The organism is Streptomyces sp. CB01373, assembly GCF_002803075.1.
Taxonomy (GTDB): Bacteria; Actinomycetota; Actinomycetes; order Streptomycetales; family Streptomycetaceae; genus Streptomyces.
Genome location: NZ_NNBK01000004.1, coordinates 355,764 through 372,837, shown reverse-complemented (window position 1 = coordinate 372,837; position 17,074 = coordinate 355,764). Strand labels below are relative to the sequence as shown.

The following is a 17,074-nucleotide window of genomic DNA, read 5'->3' as shown; positions in this document are numbered from 1 at the left end:
AGAGTGTCATCCACCAGGCCACTTCCACCACCAGGGGGAACGTTTTGTCCGCACCCGCCCGCCTAGGGCGTCGACTGATCCAGCTCTACGCCGGCCTCGTGCTGTACGGCGCGAGCTCCGCACTCCTCGTCCGGGCGGGCCTGGGTCTGGAACCGTGGAACGTGCTGCACCAGGGCCTGTCCGAACTGACCGGCCTGACGATCGGCACGGTCGCGATCATCGTCGGCGCGGTCGTGCTGCTCCTGTGGGTCCCGCTGCGCCAGCGCCCCGGCCTCGGCACGGTCTCCAACGTCTTCGTCGTCGGCCTCGCCATGGACGGCACTCTCGCCCTGCTGCCCGACGCCCGCACCCTCGCAGTCCAGGTTCCGCTGCTCGTGGCGGGCATCGTGCTCAACGGAGTGGCCACCGGCCTCTACATCTCCGCCCGCTTCGGGGCCGGTCCCCGCGACGGGCTGATGACGGGACTGCACCAGCGCACCGGCCGCTCGATCCGCCTGATGCGGACGGCCGTGGAGGTGGCGGTCGTGGTCACCGGCTTCGCCCTCGGCGGCACGATCGGCGTCGGCACGGTGCTGTACGCGATCTCCATCGGGCCGCTGGCCCAGTTCTTCCTGCGGCTGTTCGCCCTTCCGGCGCCGGCCGGAGACAACGCCGTTGCCGCCGGGACACCCTGACGAGCCATACTGCGTCCGTGACCACGCCCGTACGCCACGCCTACCTCGACCATCCGGGACCCATCCCGTTCGCGCACCGCGGCGGGGCGGCCGACGGGCTGGAGAACACCATGGCGCAGTTCCGGCGCGCGGCCGGACTGGGCTACCGCTACATGGAGACCGACGTCCACGCCACGGCGGACGGCCGGCTCGCCGCCTTCCACGACGCGACCCTGGACCGGGTGACCGACGGCGCGGGCCGCATCGCCGACCTGCCGTGGGACGACGTGCGCCAGGCGCGCGTGGCGGGCCGGGAGCCGGTGCCGCTCTTCGAGGAGCTCCTGGAGGCCTTCCCCGAGGTCCGCTGGAACGTCGACGTCAAGGCCGAGCCCGCCCTGCGCCCGCTGCTGGACCTGATCGAGCGGACGAACGCCTGGGACCGCGTCTGCGTCGGCTCGTTCTCCGAGGCCCGCGTGATCCGGGCGCAGCGGCTGGCCGGGCCGCGCCTCGCCACCTCGTACGGCACCCGCGGGGTGCTGGCCCTGCGGCTGCGCTCCTGGGGCCTGCCGGCGGTGCCGCGCCGGTCCGCGGTGGCCGCGCAGGTGCCCGTGTCCCAGTACGGCGTCCCGGTGGTCGACCGGCGGTTCGTCCGCACCGCCCACGCACGCGGGCTGCACGTGCACGTGTGGACGATCAACGAACCCGCGCTGATGCACCGGCTCCTGGACCTCGGTGTCGATGGCATCATGACCGATCACATCGACACGTTGCGCAAGGTCATGGAGGAGCGGGGCGTCTGGGCCTGAGGCCCGGAACACCTCCGTCCGTCTTCGCGGACCGTCGGCAACAGGGGAACCAGCGGGGAAGCGAGGGCGCGGGGTGGGCAGTGACACCGTGCGGGCGGGGCAGACCGGCGACGAGGCAGCCGACCGGCGCCGCGAGCAGCACGGATGGTACTTCTACGACTGGGCGTGCTCCGTCTACTCGACGAGCGTGCTCACCGTGTTCCTCGGCCCCTATCTCACGGCGGTGGCCGAGTCGGCGGCGGACCCGGACGGGTTCGTGCACCCGCTGGGCATCCCGGTGCGGGCCGGGTCGTTCTTCGCGTACTGCGTCTCGGCGTCCGTGATCGTGGCGATCGCGCTGATGCCGATGGCCGGCGCGGCGGCCGACCGCACCGGCCGCAAGAAGCCGCTCCTCGCGGCCGCCGCCTATGTGGGCGCCGGCGCCACCGCGGGCCTGTTCTTCCTGGACGGCCACCGCTATCTGCTGGGCGGTCTGCTGCTGGTCGTCGCCAACGCGTCTGTGGCCGTCTCGATGGTCCTCTACAACTCCTACCTGCCGCAGATCGCCCCGCCCGAGGAGCGCGACGCGGTCTCCTCGCGCGGCTGGGCCTTCGGCTACGCGGCCGGCTCACTGGTGCTGGTGGCGAACCTCGTCCTGTTCACCGCCCACGACTCCTTCGGCGTCTCCGAGTCCATGGCCGTGCGCATCTGCCTCGCCTCGGCCGGTCTGTGGTGGGGCGTCTTCACGCTCGTCCCGCTGAAGCGGCTGCGCGACCGCCGCACCGCCCCCGCCGCGGCACGGGTCCACGGCTGGCGCCAACTCGCCGCCACCGTCAAGGACATGCGGGGCAAACCGCTCACCCTGTCCTTCCTGCTCGCCTACCTCGTCTACAACGACGGCATCCAGACGGTGATCTCGCAGGCGTCGGTGTACGGCTCCCGTGAACTGGGCCTGAGCCAGTCGACGCTCATCACGGCGGTGCTGATGGTGCAGGTGCTGGCGGTGGCGGGGGCGCTCGGCATGGGACGGCTGGCCCGCGGGTACGGGGCCAAGCGCACGATCCTCGGCTCACTGGCCGCGTGGGCGGTCATCCTGGCGGCCGGCTACTTCCTGCCGGCCGGGGCGCCGATGTGGTTCTTCGTGCTGGCCGCCGGGATCGGGCTGGTCCTCGGCGGCAGCCAGGCGCTGTCCCGGTCGCTGTTCTCGCATCTGGTCCCGCCCGGCAAGGAGGCCGAGTACTTCTCGGCGTACGAGATGAGCGACCGGGGCATGAGCTGGCTGGGACCGCTGCTGTTCGGGATCACCTACCAGCTCACCGGCAGCTACCGGGACGCGATCATCTCGCTGGTGGCGTTCTTCGCGATCGGGTTCGTGCTGCTCGCCCGGGTCCCGGTGCGCCGCGCGATCAGCGACGCGGGCAATCCGGTTCCCGAGCGGATTTAGCGCTCGGGGCGAAAGGGCGGTAGTGTACGCGTTTGGCCTGCCAGGCGTACCGTTACTGCGTGTCAAAGATGCCGAAACGCTGGGTGACATCTACTTACAGATGTGACAAACCGGGCGCCGGTGGGTACTGCACTGGTTGACAAGGCTGCGGCTACGACGGCGACGCATGACCCGGAACGGGACATCGGAACGGGAATCTTTACCGCCGACCGGACGTTGACCGGATGACGACGACAGCGACACCTGTCCTGTGGGCGACAAGCCCGGGAGGCACGATTCATGAGTGAGCGAGCTCTTCGCGGCACGCGCCTCGTGGTGACCAGCTACGAGACCGACCGCGGTATCGACCTGGCTCCGCGCCAGGCCGTGGAGTACGCATGCGAGAAGGGGCATCGTTTCGAGATGCCCTTCTCGGTCGAGGCGGAGATCCCGCCGGAGTGGGAGTGCAAGGTCTGCGGGGCCCAGGCACTCCTGGTGGATGGCGACGGGCCGGAGGAGAAGAAGGCGAAGCCGGCGCGTACGCACTGGGACATGCTGATGGAGCGGCGCACCCGCGAGGAGCTCGAAGAGGTCCTCGCGGAGCGTCTCGCCGTTCTGCGGTCCGGCGCGATGAACATCGCCGTCCATCCCCGGGACAGCCGCAAGAGCGCGTAGTCCCCGCCGGGGGCCGGGCCGATTCGCAGCGCACGCCGACGCATGCACATGGCAGCGGGCGCCGTACATTTCTGTACGGCGCCCGCTGCCATGTCTTCTTCCGGGTTCCGGGGTGCCCCCCCGGTGTCAGGGTTCCGGGGTGCCCCCGGGGTCACCGGGTCAGCGGCGGGCGCTGCTCGTCCGGGGCGTCCGGCTCGTCCCGGATCACCTCGCCCTGGACCACCTTGCCGTCGGGGCGGTGGATGCGGACCTGCTGGAACGCGTCGCCGAACGTGCCGGGGCCTGCCTCGCGCAGCCTGCGGTCGACGGTCCGCCCGGCGTAGCGGCTCACGGCCTGCTGGACCGGCGGAAGCAGCAGGAGCAGACCCACCACGTCCGAGATCACACCGGGAATCATCAGCAGCAGGCCGCCCAGCATCATCAGGCCGTTGCCACCACGGCGCGCGGAGGGGGCGCCGCCCTGCTGGAGTGCCTCGTTGAGGTTCTGGAAGGCACGCCGGCCCGCACGCTTGATCACCACCGCGCCGAGAACGACGCCGGCGACCAGCAGCGCGAAGAGCGTGAACCCGCCCGCCGCTCCGGCGACCACCGTCAGCAGCCAGATCTCCAGCACGATCCACACCGCGAGGCCCAGCGGCAGGTACCGGCGGGGCCCGGAACGCCGGGGCCGGGCGGAGTACGAAGAGGTCGGAGCGCCAGTCGTCATGCTCCCAGTGTGCCTGGCGGCTGCTCAATGCCGGATAAGGGCCGGTGCCTCTCGTCCGGATCGGGCCGGATCCGGACGAAGGACCCTATGCCTGAGGCTTGCCGCCCCGGCCAGTGATCTTGGTCACCCGCTCCCCCACGCCCCACGCGGTGACCCGCCACAGCGCCTCGACGAGGATGTCCCGGCTCATCTTGGAGTCGCCGTGCTCGCGCTCGACGAAGGTGATGGGCACCTCGACGACGTGGTAGCCGGCCTTCACCGCGCGGCGGGCCAGGTCGACCTGGAAGCAGTAGCCCTGCGAGGCGACCTCGTCCAGGCCCAGGCCCTCCAGTGTCTCCCGGCGGAAGGCGCGGTAGCCGCCGGTGATGTCCCGCAGGGGCAGGTCGAGGGCGAGGCGCGAGTAGGTGCTGCCGCCGCGGGAGATGAACTCGCGGGACTTCGGCCAGTTCACCACGCGTCCGCCCGGCACCCAGCGGGATCCGAGGACCAGGTCGGCGCCCTTGAGGGCGGTCAGCAGCCGGGGCAGTTCCTCGGGCTGGTGGGAGCCGTCGGCGTCCATCTCGATCAGGACGCCGTAGTCGTGCTCCAGGCCCCAGCGGAACCCCGCGAGGTAGGCGGCGCCGAGGCCCTCCTTGCCCTTGCGGTGCAGCACGTGCACGTGCCCGTCCTCGGCCGCCAGTTCGTCCGCGAGCTTGCCCGTGCCGTCGGGGCTGTTGTCGTCGGCCACGAGGACGTGCGCCTCGGGGACGGACGAGCGCACCCGGCTCACGATCGTCTTGATGTTCTCCGCCTCGTTGTAGGTCGGAATGATCACCAAGGCCGTGCCGAGAGGGCCGAGTCGCCTGTCCCGGGAGCCGGTCGCGGGGTTGCCGTCGCCGTCGTTCACTGCTGCCCCTTCATGTCCGTACGCAGGGGACCACCATAGTGTCCCCGGCCTGCGAGGACGTGACATCGCAGGCGTACGGGGGTGTCGATTCGGCAAGAGGGGGGTAAGAGCGCCCGCCTCGATCGTGCCATGGAGCCGCCCGTGCGGCGGATGGGGGCCCGGCGCTCTTCGGGCCGACCTGGGACCCGCTGGCTGCGGATCGACCGAAAGCCGTTGTCTACTGAGCGCCCGGGCCCCACCCGGGTCACACCTTGCCGACCGTCCGGAACGTTCCCTCGCGGACGCGGGCGCTGAGCCTGGCTCCCAGCGACGGTGACCCGGTGCGGCACACCGTCCCTGACCCAGCGGCGCCGTGACGCGGGTACGGAAGTTCCCCGGCCGGGCGTCCGGTGGTGGACCCGGCAGAACCTACCGGCCCGCTGCCGTCGCCTGTCAACCAGTGCCTTGACCTGTACAAACGCCCATGACCACCGGGCCGGTGCGGAGGATGCGCAGGTCGCGCGACCGAGCGGCGGCCGCGGGGCGGCACGGTGCGCCCACGGGAGATCACTCGCCCGGCCGTACGAACACCGTCCGTCCGCCCACCACGGTCCGCAGGCAGACGGGCAGGTCACGCCCCGGAGTGAGGTCGGGCAGCCCGGGCGTGCCCGAGCGCGGGTCGGTCGACCAGCGCGCGACCCGGTCGTCGGGGGCCTGGACGACGAGTTCGCCGGTGCTCCAGACGGCGTAGTCGGCGGGGGCGCCGGGCACGAGGATGCCCGCGTCGTCCCGACCGACCGCGCGCCAGCCGCCGCGGGTGTGCGCGGTGAACGCCGCGCGGACGGAGACGCGGTGCTCGGGCGTGCGGTGGAAGGCCGCCGCCCGGACCGTGCCCCACGGGTCCAGCGGTGTGACGGGGCTGTCGGAGCCGAAGGCGAGGGGGACGCCGGCGCGCAGCAGGGCCGCGAAGGGGTTCAGCGTCCGGGCCCGCTCGATGCCCAGGCGCCGGGCGTACATGCCCTCCTCGCCGCCCCACAGGGCGTCGAAGGCGGGCTGCACGGACGCGGTGAGGCCGAGTTCGGCGAAGGCGGCGACGGTCTCCGGGGTGAGCATCTCGGCGTGCTCGACGCGGTGCCGGGCGGCACGCACACGGGCCAGGCCCACCTTCTCGACGGCGGCGCGCACACCGTCGACGACCGCGGTGACGGCGGCGTCGCCGATGGCGTGGAAGCCCGCCTGGAGGCCCGCCTCGGTGCAGGCGGCGACGTGGGCGGCGACGGCGGCCGTGTCCAGGTAGGCGGTGCCGGTGTGGGCGGCGTCCGTGTACGGCGCGTGCAGGCAGGCGGTGTGCGAGCCGATGGAGCCGTCCACGAAGAGGTCGCCGGCGGCGCCATGGGCGCCCAGCCGGCGCGCCTTGTCGACGTCCTCCTCCGCCCAGTAGCCGACGACCCGCGGGCCCGGCTCCTCGGCGGCGAGCCGCAGCAGCCCTGTGAAGTCGTCCTCGGAGGAGATGCGCGGGCCGCCGCACTCGTGCACCGAACCGATGCCCAGGGAGGCGGCGCGGGCGAGCGCGGCCCGCTGCGCCTCGGCGCGCTGGGCGGGGGTGACCGCGGCGAACGCGGCGGCCCGCACGGCGTGGTGGGCGTCGGCGGTCAGCGGGCCGTCCACGGGCCCCTGGACCTCCGGTACGAGGTCGAGCAGCGCCGTGGTGACGACCGCGGAGTGCACGTCGATACGGCTCAGGTAGAGCGGCCGGCCGCCGGTGGCCTCGTCGAGTTCGGCGCGCGCCGGGGGGCGTCCGCCGGGCCAGCGGGCCGCGTCCCATCCGTGGCCGAGCAGGACGCGGTCGTCCGAGCGGGCGGCGGCGAAGTCCCGTACCCGGGCGAGCGCCGCCTCCAGGGAGGGCGCGTCGGACAGGTCCAGACCGGTGAGGGCGAGGCCGGTCGCGGTGGTGTGCACATGGGCGTCGGTGAACGCCGGGGTGACGAGTGCGCCGTCCAGGTCGACCACCTCGTCGACGCCGTCGGCGAACGCGTCCGCCGCCCCCTCCGAGCCGACCCAGGCCACCTGGCCGGCCTCCACGACCATGGCGGTCGCGAACGGGTCGGCGGGACTGTGGATCTCGCCCCGGCGCAGCAGGACGGTCCGGACCTCGGCAGCACGCTCACTCATGCCCCCAGTCTCCCGCCTCCCCCGAACCCGCCGGCACGCAGGTCGCCCCGGCACGCTTCGAAGCTCGTCCGCAGGCCCGCCGGGCGGGGTCAGACGCGGGGCGGGCGGGCTTCGTACGGGGTGGAGAGGACCACCGTCGTGCGGGTCGAGACGCCCGCCAACGTGCGCACGCGGGCGAGCAGTTCCTCCAGCTCGTGCGGGGTGGAGACGCGCACCTTGAGGATGTAGTTCTCGTCTCCGGCGACGCTGTGGCAGGCCTCGATCTCGGGGACACCGGCCAGGCGGTCGGCGATGTCGTCGGGGGCGCTGGGGTCGAAGGGTTTGACCGAGATGAAGGCGGTCATGGGCAGCCCCACGGCCTCGGCGTCGACGACCGCGGCGTAGCCGCGGATGACACCGCGCTGCTCCAGCCGCCGCACCCGCTGGTGCACGGCCGACGTGGACAGGCCGGTGGCCTTGCCCAGGTCGGTGTAGCTCATCCGCCCGTCCTTGACGAGCAGCTGCACGATCTGTCGGTCCAGCTCCTCCATGGCGCAAGAACCTACAGGGCGCCTGATCTCCCGGGACAGCCCAGCGGCCCGGGTCGTGTCCCGTCGGCGGACAAACACACCACGGCGGGCACCTGCGCACGGCATGTGACCAACGCCACACGCCCCGAAGCCCCTGCGTGATGCTCTCGTGATTACCGGCGAGAGCGGACGGGAAGTGCTTGCTGTGGTCGAGGCCGCAGTGCCTTTCACGGCCCAGCCTTAGGGGGAGAATCCCATGCAGAGTCTCAAGCGCCCTGGTCGTTCTGTGCCCAGGCGACGGCAGTCGGTCGTCGAACTCCAGCCGGAGTGGCTGGAATCCGATACCGACGACGATGTGGACGGCGCGGAAGCCGACGCCTACGACACCTTCGAGATGTACCGGGTGATGTGCCCGGAGTGCGCGCAGCCCATCGCCCTGCTGGCGGACGAGGAGGTGCTGCCGGAGCACGCGCTGTGCGCCTCGCCGTGGAACCCGTTCGGGCTCACGGTCTGCGCCGGTACGGGCCTCTGGGCGTCCGAGGCCCGGCCCGCGGACGAGACCGTCGGCCCCCAGGAGCAGGACACCGCGCTGCTGCTGACGCTCCCGCAGGGCCTCGACTGGCGGACGCAGCCCTTCTCGCACGTCGGCGGCCCGGGCTCCCGCCCGATGCGCGTGCCGCAGCTTCACCGGTACGCCGCCTGAGCGGCGCCGCGGCAGCGCCGGGCGCCCTCGTCCGTCCGTGCGCCACGGCCCTGGCACGCAGGCCGCCGTGGTGCCGAACAGCCCACCCGCGTCCCGGAGGCCGTCGGCCCGGACGCCGGTGAACTCACGCTCGATTCCACCGGGTGGTGACCTGTGCGCCGCACTCCGCGTTGCCCGGGTATGACCACCACGCATCCGGCAGCCGGACGACGGCGGCGGGTCTTCGTGCCGCCGCCGCCCGCAGAATCGGTTCCGCCTGTGCCTCCGCAGCCCGCGGACCCGCCGATCTACCGCGACCTGATGCGCGCCTGGGCCGACCGCGGCCGCACCCTGCCGGGACGGCACGACCCGGAGTGGGTCCGCCTGGCGGCGCCGCCGGCCGGTCTCGCGCGGCTCAGCGGGTCTCGGGACCCGCTACGTGACGGGCGATGACCATCCGCTGGATCTGGTTGGTGCCCTCGACGATCTGCAGGACCTTGGCCTCGCGCATGTAGCGCTCGGTCGGGAAGTCCGTGGTGTAGCCGTATCCGCCGAGCACCTGGACGGCGTCCGTGGTGACCTTCATGGCCGTGTCCGTGCAGAACAGCTTGGCCATGGCCGCCTGCCGCGCGAACGGCAGACCCGCGTCCCGCAGCCGCGCCGCCGCCAGGTACAGCGCGCGGCCCGCCTCGATCTGCGTCGCCATGTCGGCGAGCATGAAGCGCAGGCCCTGGAAGTCGGAGATCGGCCGCCCGAACTGCTGCCGTCCGGCGGCGTAGCCGACCGCCTCGTCCAGTGCGGCCTGGGCGAGGCCGACGGCGCAGGCCGCGATGCCGAGCCGCCCGGAGTCGAGCGCGGACAGGGCGATGGCGAAGCCCTGCCCCTCCTCCCCCAGGCGCCGGTCGTCGCCGACCCGGACGCCGTCGAGGTGGATCTGCGCGGTGGGCGAGCCCTTGAGGCCCATCTTCTTCTCCGGGGCCGCGGCGCTCAGTCCCTCGGCGTCGCCCGGCACCAGGAAGGCGGTGATGCCGCGCGGGCCCCGCTCTCCGCTGCGGGCCATCACCGTGTAGAAGTCGGCGATCCCGCCGTGGGTGATCCAGGACTTGGTCCCGGTGAGCACCCAGCCGTCGCCGTCCCGGACCGCCTTGGTGCTGAGCGAGGCGGCGTCGGAACCGGAGGCCGGCTCGGAGAGGGCGTACGCGCCGAGCAGGCCGCCGCCCAGCATCGCGGGCAGATGCTCCACCTGCTGCTTCTTGGTGCCGTAGGCGGCGAGCCCGTAGGAGGCGAGGGTGTGCACGCTCAGGCCGAGGCCGACGGTGAGGCGGGCCGCGGCCAGTTCCTCCAGGACCTGGAGGTAGACCTCGTAGGGCTGGTCGCCTCCGCCGTACGCGGAGTCGTAGGGCAGGCCGAGCAGTCCGGAGCGGGAGAGCAGGGTGAAGACCTCGCGCGGGAAGAGTCCCGCGTCCTCCTCCTCCGCGGCCTTCGGGACGATCTCGTGCTGCGCGATGTCGCGGACGAGCGAGATCAGATCCCGGGCCTCCTCCGTGGGCAGTTGCCGGTCCACCGGCTGCGGGGCGCGGTCGGGCATGGCTACGCTCTCCTCCCTTTCGGGCACATCGGCGGATGTGCGCCTTGGGTGGGGCGGCTCCGCCGGGGTCGTTCTCGGGCCCAGCCGGGTGTCGGCGATCCTGGGTCTCGGTAGCTGCTGACCAGCGGCTGTGCGCTGTGAGTATGCCCGATCCGGGGCATCGAGTCACCGGTTAACGAGCGCTTACTTCTGGAAATCCCCAGGTCCTGAAATTGGTCCGAACCATTGACCCACTGGTCTAGTCCTCCTAGGGTGCCCCGGAACAACGCATTCCGCGTTCATGCCAATCGGCACGATCCCCTCTCCCCCACGAGGAGACACCGATGCACACTCCGCACCGCCTCCGGGCGCTGCTGTCCACCGCCTGTACCGTCGCCCTCGGCGCCGGACTGCTCGCCGGTGCGAGCACGGCCACCGCCACCCCCACCCGGTCCGCCGCTCCGTCGGCCGCCGAGGGCTCCAAAGTGGTCGGCTACTTCACCGAATGGGGCGTCTACGACCGCGGCTACCACGTCAAGAACGTCGAGACCTCCGGCTCCGCGGCGAAGCTCACCCACATCAACTACGCCTTCGGCAACGTCACCGGCGGCCGGTGCGCCATGGGCGACGCCTACGCGGCGACCGACCGCGCCTACACCGCCGACGAGTCGGTGGACGGCGTCGCCGACACCTGGGACCAGCCGCTGCGCGGCAACTTCAACCAGCTCCTGAAGCTGAAGGAGAAGCACCCCGGCCTGAAGGTGCTGTGGTCGTTCGGCGGCTGGACCTGGTCCGGCGGCTTCGGCGACGCCGCGAAGGACCCGGCCGCCTTCGCCCAGTCCTGCTACGACCTGGTCAACGACCCCAGGTGGGCGGGCGTCTTCGACGGCATCGACATCGACTGGGAGTACCCCAACGCCTGCGGCGACACCTGCGACACCAGCGGCCGCGAGGCCTTCACGAACCTGACGGCGGCGCTGCGCGCCAAGTTCGGCGGCGACGCGCTCGTCACCGCGGCGATCCCGGCGGACGCGAGCGACGGCGGCAAGATCGACGCGGCCGACTACGCGGGCGCCGCGGCCCAGGTCGACTGGTACAACCCCATGACCTACGACTACTTCGGCGCCTGGGACGCGGCCGGGCCGACGGCTCCGCACTCGCCGCTGACCTCGTACTCCGGCATCCCGAAGGAGGAGTACACCACCTCGGCGACCATCACCAAGCTCAAGGACCTCGGCATCCCCGCCTCGAAGCTGCTGCTCGGCATCGGCTTCTACGGCCGCGGCTGGACCGGCGTCACCCAGGACGCCCCGGGCGGCACGGCCACGGGCCCGGCGAACGGCACGTACGAACAGGGCATCGACGACTACAAGGTGCTCAAGGACACGTGCCCGGCGACCGGCACGGTGGGCGGCACCGCGTACGCCAAGTGCGGCAGCGAATGGTGGAGTTACGACACTCCGGAGACCATCGCGACCAAGATGGCGTACAAGAACGACCAGGGCCTCGGCGGGACGTTCCTCTGGGAACTGAGCGGCGACACGGCGAGCGGCGAGCTGATCAAGGCGATCGGCTAGCAGCGCATCCCGGACGCGGGGCGGAGGGCGAGTCCCCCTCCGCCCCGTCTTCTTCCCGTTCCTCGCCTCTCAGCCGTCGCGGCGGGCCGGTGCGGGGGCCGGGTGGGTCGGGTCGATCTCCTCGATGGCGCGCAGCGCGCCGCCGAGGGTCTTCACCAGCAGGTCGCGCATGGTGTCCCGGGAGAGTCCCGGCCGGCCGATCCAGTCCAGGGTGGCGCCCTCGACACTGCAGACCCAGGCGAGCAGCCCCATACGGGCCACCGGGGCGATGGCGGTACGGCCGTAGGCGCCCTCCGCGATGGTCGCGACGATGGCCTCGCGCACGCCGTCCCGGATGGAGTGCACCTCGGTGTCGAAGCCGACGCCGCCGCTGACGATGGTGCGGTAGGCGGCCTGGTTGTGCTCCGCGTAGCGCAGATAGGCCTCGATGGTGCGGTGCACCCGGTCCACGGCCGGCATGTCCAGGCCGCGCGCCGCGGAGGTGACCAGGTCGGCCACGGAGTCCTCGATGATCGCCAGGTAGTAGCCGCGCTTGGACCGGAAGTAGTAGTAGATCAGCCCCTTGGCCACATGGGCCTGCCGGGCGATGTCGTCCATCGAGAGGGCGTCGTAGGAGGTGTCGGCGAACAACCTCCGCCCGATGGCGAGGAGTTCGGCGCGACGCCCCGCGGAGCGCTCGGTGCCGCGCACCCGGCTGGTGGTCGTTCCCGCTCGAGCGGAGTCGAGAGCGTGCGGGAGGGCGGTCTCACGCGGTTGCCTGATGTTCAATTCGACCCTGGCCTCCAACTGGCGGTCGGACAACCGCAGTATGGCAGGCCGGCCGGGCGCGGAGGCAGGGTGCCGGGAGGGCCCCGGTCGCCCGGGGCCCTCGTACGCGCGCGGTTTCGGTCAGCTCACGCCCACGGCGGCGAGCGCCTTGCGCTGGGGGCCGGTGAGGTGGGCCGGGAAGTACAGGTAGCAGATGCCGCCGGAGCCGGAGGCCACCTTGCCGGAGGCGTTGTAGCGCTTGGTCCTGAGCCAGATGTTCTCGAACTCCCGGCGCCGGTACACGCGCCGTACCGCCGAATCGCTCGGCGAGGCCGGGTCGTTGGCGATCACGTCGCCGTCGGCGGTGAAGCCGATGACGGTCATGAGATGGCCGTTGGTGCCGTAACCGGCCCCGGTCAGCTCGGTGTTGAGGAAGGACTGGGACGTTATGGCGGGGATCCCGGCCGCGATCAGCGTCTCCAGGTCGGTGAGCGAGCCGAGCCGGGTCACCACCCCTTGCAGGTCCTTGAACGTGGCGGCGTAGGCGGCGTTGAACGGCCAGTTGCCGCAGCCCTCGTACTGGTGGTCGTAGGTGTACCGGGCCGCGTTGCACACCTGCGGGTCGGCGTAGGACGGGTCGACCCAGGACAGTTGACCGGGGGTGAGCCGCCCGCCCCAGTACTCGATGATCATCTGCGAGGAGGTGGGGCTGCACCAGGCCTCGCCGCCGTTGTCGTACTCGGGATACTGGCCGGAGTGGATCGACTGCGAGTAGCGCGGGACCGTCAACTCCCTGGCCGCGCCGGGCGTGGAGGCCGGGACGGTGAAGCGGTCGGGGACGTCGGAGCCCATGACGCCGATCCGCCAGACGGTCGGTGTGAGCCGGGTACCGGGCCTGCGGTGGAGGGTGAGCCGCAGCCGGTAGGAGGCGAGACGCAGCCCGGAGGCCGGGTCGTCCAGGGAGAAGGTGTCCGTCCAGATCGTGCTGCGGCCGTCGCTCTGGCCGTCGACGGAGGTCCGTTTGATGTCCTGGTCGCCGGCCGCCCAGCGGCCCATCACGTACCAGGGGGTGTCCGTGCCGTCGGAGTACGTGCCCCGCAGTTCGACCTGGATCCAGGTGCCGGCCGGGGTGTGCGCGTTCCAGGAGGCGACCGCCTCCGTGGCCGGTACGGACAGCCGGTGTGCCGGGCTGGTCCAGGTGCCGTACTCCCAGGAGGCGGTCGTGCCGGTGTGCGGGTCGGTGTAGTCGGTGGTGCCCGCGGGCTTCCCGATCTCCAGACCGGACCGGGCGCCCGCGACGGCGTGGGTGCCGCGAGTCGCGCCCGCGCGCCAGTCGGTGTACATGGTCCAGGCGCGGTATTCGACCGGGCGGGCCGGGGCGGCTCCGGCGCCCTTGGCGCCGGCGGCGGGGGCGGCGGGGGCGGCGGGGGCGGCCGTGGCCGCGGCGGCCACCGGGGCCGCACCACCCGCCATCGCCGCCGCGGCGACCGCGACGGCGAGAACGGATCTGCGGGACGGCTGTTCGGCTCTGCTCATGGGTGGATGACCCCCAGGTGTCCGACGTCGGAGCGGGTCCGTGGCTGGGCCCACTATGGCCGCGCCACCCGGCTCCTGCCAGCACTTCGACAGACGCCACGCCCACCAATATTGGTCTCCACCACTGGCATGACCTGCGCCGAGTCCCCGCGGAGCCGGACACACGACCGCCGGTTCCGCGAGGCGCGGTCACTAGAATGACCACCGAGAACACGCCGTCGCCCTCCTCGCTCACCGGGAACCCGCCATCCACGCACTCGCCGCCTTCCTCCGTGATGTGCCGCCGGCCTGCGGGACCGTGCGGCTGATCGGCGTCGACGGGCACGCGGGATCCGGGAAGTCCACGTTCACGGAGAAGCTGGCCGCGGCGCTGGGGGGCGCGCCGGTGCTGCACCTGGACGACGTCGCGAGCCATGAGCAGCTGTTCGGCTGGGAGGGGCGGCTGCTGCGCGAGGTCGTCGACCCGCTCGGGCGGGGGGCGACGGCGCGCTACGCCCCTTACGACTGGCGGGAGCGGCGGTTCGGGGCCGCACGGATGCTGCCGCCGGCGCCCGTGATCCTGGTCGAGGGCGTGGGCGCGGGACGGCGGGCGCTGCGCCCGTATCTGGCGCACCTGCTGTGGATGGATCTGCCGCGCGAGGAGGCCTGGACGCGGGGCCGGTCGCGGGACGGGGAGGAGCAGCGGGAGTTCTGGTCCGGGTGGGTCGAGGCCGAGCGGCGGCATTTCGCCGAGGATCCCTCACGCCCGTTCTCGGACTTTCTGGTACGGCAGCTGCCCGAGGGGTACTCGGTGCTTCCGGGGCCTGCCGGGGTCGTTGGACCGGACCAGTTCGTCACTGACGGTGACGGGTCAACGGCAGCGTGCTGAACTTGTGAAGATCCGTGCCGGGCGACTTTCCCGAGTCCCTCAACTCCGCTTGACCCGGGGGCCGTACAGGTCTTACGTTCTCAATGAGCGGTCATCGCGTACCGCCCGCAAACACGAAGCCCCCGGTTGTTCCCCCGTGATCGGGGGCTTCGTTCTGCCCTTTTCGCGTTCTCCGGACGCTGCGTGACGCCATTTGCTCACACTCGGTCACCACGCACGGTGCGTCCCGTCCGCCGCCACCTCGCCGAACGGCCTGTGCGGCACCCTTCGGCGACCGGCGGCCCCACGGGTACCATGCCCTCGGTGCGACCTTCGAGCGGCTGCTTCGCGCACCTGCAACTCCGGTCCGCGGTACAGCGGTTCGACCACAGGAAGCCGTCAGGTGGATGCCTGGCGGCGAACCTTCGGGGGCACGGTTTGTGGGGGACGTGATGGACTTCGGCACGCAGGGCCCGAAGGCCCCGGCCGACCTCGCGTGGCTGCGAGGCGTGGACGCCTACACCATGGGGGCCTATCCACAGGCGGAGGAGGAGTTCCGGGCCGCGGTGCGGCTGGACCCCGCGATGGCCGACGGCTGGCTCGGCCTGCACGCGCTGCGCGTCGACACGACCACCGCGCTGCTGAGGATGTACCGGCACCGCGAACGCTTCGGCGAACAGCGCGCCCGGCACCGCCGCACCCTCAACTCCTGGTACTGGCTGGGCTGGTGGGTGCAGCCCGTGCTGGAGAGCCCGCGCGACCTGCTGCTCGCGCACGCCTCGCACTGGCTGGACGGCCGCCACGTCCCCGAGCTGGACCGCGCCCTCGCCGGGCTGCCGCCGGTGGACACCGACGCCCAGGTCCGCTTCCTGCACGCCTGCCGCGCTTACCTGGTCAAGGACTGGGAGCAGCTCGTCCGGCACACCGACCCGCTGCTCGACGATCCGCTGCTCGGCATAGAGGCCGGGCTGTTCGGCGGCATGGCCCGGGTGCGCCTGGAGATGTACGGGCAGGCCGAGCCGATGCTGTCGGCCGCGCTGATGCGGTGCCGCAGCGAGCAGCCGCAGCGCAAGGAGCTCAGGTACTGGCTGGCACGGGCGCACGAGGGCACCGGCCGCAGCGCCGCGGCGCTCCCCCTGTACCGGGCGGTGCACCGGGTCGATCCGGCCTTCATGGACACCTCGGCACGGCTCGCGGCGATCGCCGAGGGCGACGGGTACGACGACGCGGCCGGTCTCGCCGCGATCACCCTCACCGGCCTCGGGCAGGACCTCATGGACGGCCCTGACCTGCTGGACCCGCTGTTCGGCACCGAGGGCCGGGACCTGAAGCTGTCCGGGACCGATCTGCCGGTCAGCGGTCCGCTGCCGTCGGTGGCCGATCCGTCGGTGCGCCGGCGCGCACCGGCCGCCGATCCGCCGCTGCCCACCGGGCCCACCGACCCCGCGTTACTGGAGGAGGCACTCGCCGAACTCGAGCGCATGGTGGGTCTGGAACCGGTGAAACGGCAGGTCAAGGCCCTGTCTGCGCAGTTGAACATGGCGCGGCTGCGGGCCGGGCAGGGGCTGCCCGTGCAGCCGCCCAAGCGCCACTTCGTCTTCTCCGGCCCCTCCGGCACCGGCAAGACCACCGTCGCCCGCATCCTCGGCCGTGTCTTCTACGCGCTCGGCCTGCTCGGCGGCGACCACCTGGTGGAGGCGCAGCGGGCCGACCTGGTCGGCGAGTACCTGGGGCAGACCGCCGTCAAGGCCAACGAGCTGATCGACTCCGCGATCGGCGGGGTGCTCTTCCTCGACGAGGCCTACTCCCTGTCCAATTCCGGCTACGGGAAGGGCGACGCGTACGGGGACGAGGCCCTCCAGGTGCTGCTCAAGCGGGCCGAGGACAACCGCGACCACCTGGTGGTGATCCTGGCCGGCTATCCCGAGGGCATGGACCGCCTGCTGGCCGCCAACCCCGGGCTGTCGTCGCGCTTCACCACCCGGGTGGACTTCCCCTCGTACCGGCCCGCGGAACTCACCGAGATCGGCAAGGTGCTCGCCGCGGAGAACGGCGACCTGTGGGACGACGAGGCCCGCGACGAGCTGCACTCGATCGCCGGGCACGTGGTCGACCAGGGCTGGATCGACGAACTCGGCAACGGGCGCTTCCTGCGGACCCTGTACGAGAAGAGCTGCGCCTACCGGGACCTCAGGCTGTCGACGTACCCGGGAACGCCGACCCGGGACGACCTGTCGACGCTGCGGCTGCCGGACCTGATGCAGGCGTACGGGGAGGTGCTGTCGGGACGGGGGCCCCAGGATCCGTCGGCCCTGTGACGGACGGATCCC

Annotated in this window: 16 protein-coding genes; 9 read left to right on the top strand and 7 right to left on the bottom strand. The window is 72.2% G+C overall.

The genetic code is table 11. From position 1 onward, the window contains the following. The first annotated feature begins 44 nt into the window (after positions 1 to 44). The 4 genes from yczE to CG719_RS08725 all read left to right on the top strand — a co-directional run bounded on the left by yczE (position 45) and on the right by CG719_RS08725 (position 3,536). Positions 45 to 674, top strand: coding sequence for a membrane protein YczE (gene yczE / locus CG719_RS08740; protein ID WP_100567936.1), 630 nt, complete (start codon positions 45 to 47; stop codon positions 672 to 674). A gap of 17 nt (positions 675 to 691) precedes the next feature. Further along, complete coding sequence (locus tag CG719_RS08735) at positions 692 to 1,459, top strand: glycerophosphodiester phosphodiesterase (protein WP_100567935.1); 768 nt, start codon at positions 692 to 694, stop codon at positions 1,457 to 1,459. Positions 1,460 to 1,532: 73 nt separating this feature from the next. Beyond that, positions 1,533 to 2,882, top strand: coding sequence for an MFS transporter (locus tag CG719_RS08730; protein ID WP_100567934.1), 1,350 nt, complete (start codon positions 1,533 to 1,535; stop codon positions 2,880 to 2,882). A gap of 279 nt (positions 2,883 to 3,161) precedes the next feature. Beyond that, complete coding sequence (locus tag CG719_RS08725) at positions 3,162 to 3,536, top strand: RNA polymerase-binding protein RbpA (protein ID WP_030677841.1); 375 nt, start codon at positions 3,162 to 3,164, stop codon at positions 3,534 to 3,536. 151 nt (positions 3,537 to 3,687) lie between these two features. Here CG719_RS08725 and fxsA read toward each other — a convergent pair whose 3' ends face one another. From fxsA to CG719_RS08705, 4 genes are all read right to left on the bottom strand, one after another. After that, complete coding sequence (gene fxsA, locus CG719_RS08720; RefSeq protein ID WP_100567933.1) at positions 3,688 to 4,242, bottom strand: FxsA family membrane protein; 555 nt, start codon at positions 4,240 to 4,242, stop codon at positions 3,688 to 3,690. 85 nt (positions 4,243 to 4,327) lie between these two features. Further along, positions 4,328 to 5,128 carry a polyprenol monophosphomannose synthase gene (locus CG719_RS08715; protein ID WP_199836563.1) on the bottom strand — a complete coding sequence of 267 codons (801 nt, stop codon included), beginning with the start codon at positions 5,126 to 5,128 and terminating at the stop codon, positions 4,328 to 4,330. A 546-nt stretch (positions 5,129 to 5,674) separates the two neighbouring features. Then, positions 5,675 to 7,279, bottom strand: coding sequence for an amidohydrolase (locus CG719_RS08710; RefSeq protein WP_100567931.1), 1,605 nt, complete (start codon positions 7,277 to 7,279; stop codon positions 5,675 to 5,677). Positions 7,280 to 7,368: 89 nt separating this feature from the next. Further along, on the bottom strand, positions 7,369 to 7,809 hold the full coding sequence (locus CG719_RS08705) for an Lrp/AsnC family transcriptional regulator (protein WP_100567930.1): 441 nt from the start codon (positions 7,807 to 7,809) through the stop codon (positions 7,369 to 7,371). A gap of 235 nt (positions 7,810 to 8,044) precedes the next feature. Between CG719_RS08705 and CG719_RS08700 the strand changes: the two genes are divergently transcribed. Together CG719_RS08700 and CG719_RS36290 are read left to right on the top strand one after the other, a co-directional pair. Continuing rightward, a complete protein-coding gene (locus CG719_RS08700) occupies positions 8,045 to 8,491 on the top strand; it encodes a hypothetical protein (RefSeq protein ID WP_100567929.1) in 447 nt (148 codons plus the stop codon). Positions 8,492 to 8,671: 180 nt separating this feature from the next. Then, positions 8,672 to 8,923 (top strand): hypothetical protein, encoded by a 252-nt coding sequence (locus tag CG719_RS36290; protein WP_100567928.1) that lies wholly within the window; start codon positions 8,672 to 8,674, stop codon positions 8,921 to 8,923. Here CG719_RS36290 and CG719_RS08690 read toward each other — a convergent pair. Next, positions 8,886 to 10,058 carry an acyl-CoA dehydrogenase family protein gene (locus CG719_RS08690; RefSeq protein WP_100567927.1) on the bottom strand — a complete coding sequence of 391 codons (1,173 nt, stop codon included), beginning with the start codon at positions 10,056 to 10,058 and terminating at the stop codon, positions 8,886 to 8,888. The two genes, CG719_RS36290 and CG719_RS08690, sit on opposite strands and share 38 nt — an antisense overlap. Positions 10,059 to 10,381: 323 nt before the next feature. On the opposite strand from CG719_RS08690, the gene CG719_RS08685 reads away from it, so the two are divergent. Continuing rightward, positions 10,382 to 11,614, top strand: coding sequence for a glycoside hydrolase family 18 protein (locus CG719_RS08685; RefSeq protein ID WP_100567926.1), 1,233 nt, complete (start codon positions 10,382 to 10,384; stop codon positions 11,612 to 11,614). Between the two features lie 69 nt (positions 11,615 to 11,683). Here CG719_RS08685 and CG719_RS08680 read toward each other — a convergent pair whose 3' ends face one another. Together CG719_RS08680 and CG719_RS08675 are read right to left on the bottom strand one after the other, a co-directional pair. Next, the gene (locus CG719_RS08680) at positions 11,684 to 12,304 is read right to left on the bottom strand and encodes a TetR/AcrR family transcriptional regulator (protein ID WP_100567925.1); all 621 of its coding nucleotides are present in this window, start codon (positions 12,302 to 12,304) and stop codon (positions 11,684 to 11,686) included. A 198-nt stretch (positions 12,305 to 12,502) separates the two neighbouring features. Then, positions 12,503 to 13,897, bottom strand: a complete 1,395-nt coding sequence (locus tag CG719_RS08675) for a peptidase C39 family protein (protein WP_100567924.1) — start codon at positions 13,895 to 13,897, stop codon at positions 12,503 to 12,505. Positions 13,898 to 14,144: 247 nt separating this feature from the next. On the opposite strand from CG719_RS08675, the gene CG719_RS08670 reads away from it, so the two are divergent. Together CG719_RS08670 and CG719_RS08665 are read left to right on the top strand one after the other, a co-directional pair. Beyond that, entirely contained in the window at positions 14,145 to 14,765 is a 621-nt protein-coding gene (locus CG719_RS08670) for a uridine kinase family protein (protein WP_100567923.1), read from the top strand. Between the two features lie 431 nt (positions 14,766 to 15,196). Beyond that, the gene (locus CG719_RS08665) at positions 15,197 to 17,062 is read left to right on the top strand and encodes an AAA family ATPase (protein WP_100567982.1); all 1,866 of its coding nucleotides are present in this window, start codon (positions 15,197 to 15,199) and stop codon (positions 17,060 to 17,062) included. The last annotated feature ends 12 nt before the right edge of the window (positions 17,063 to 17,074 follow it).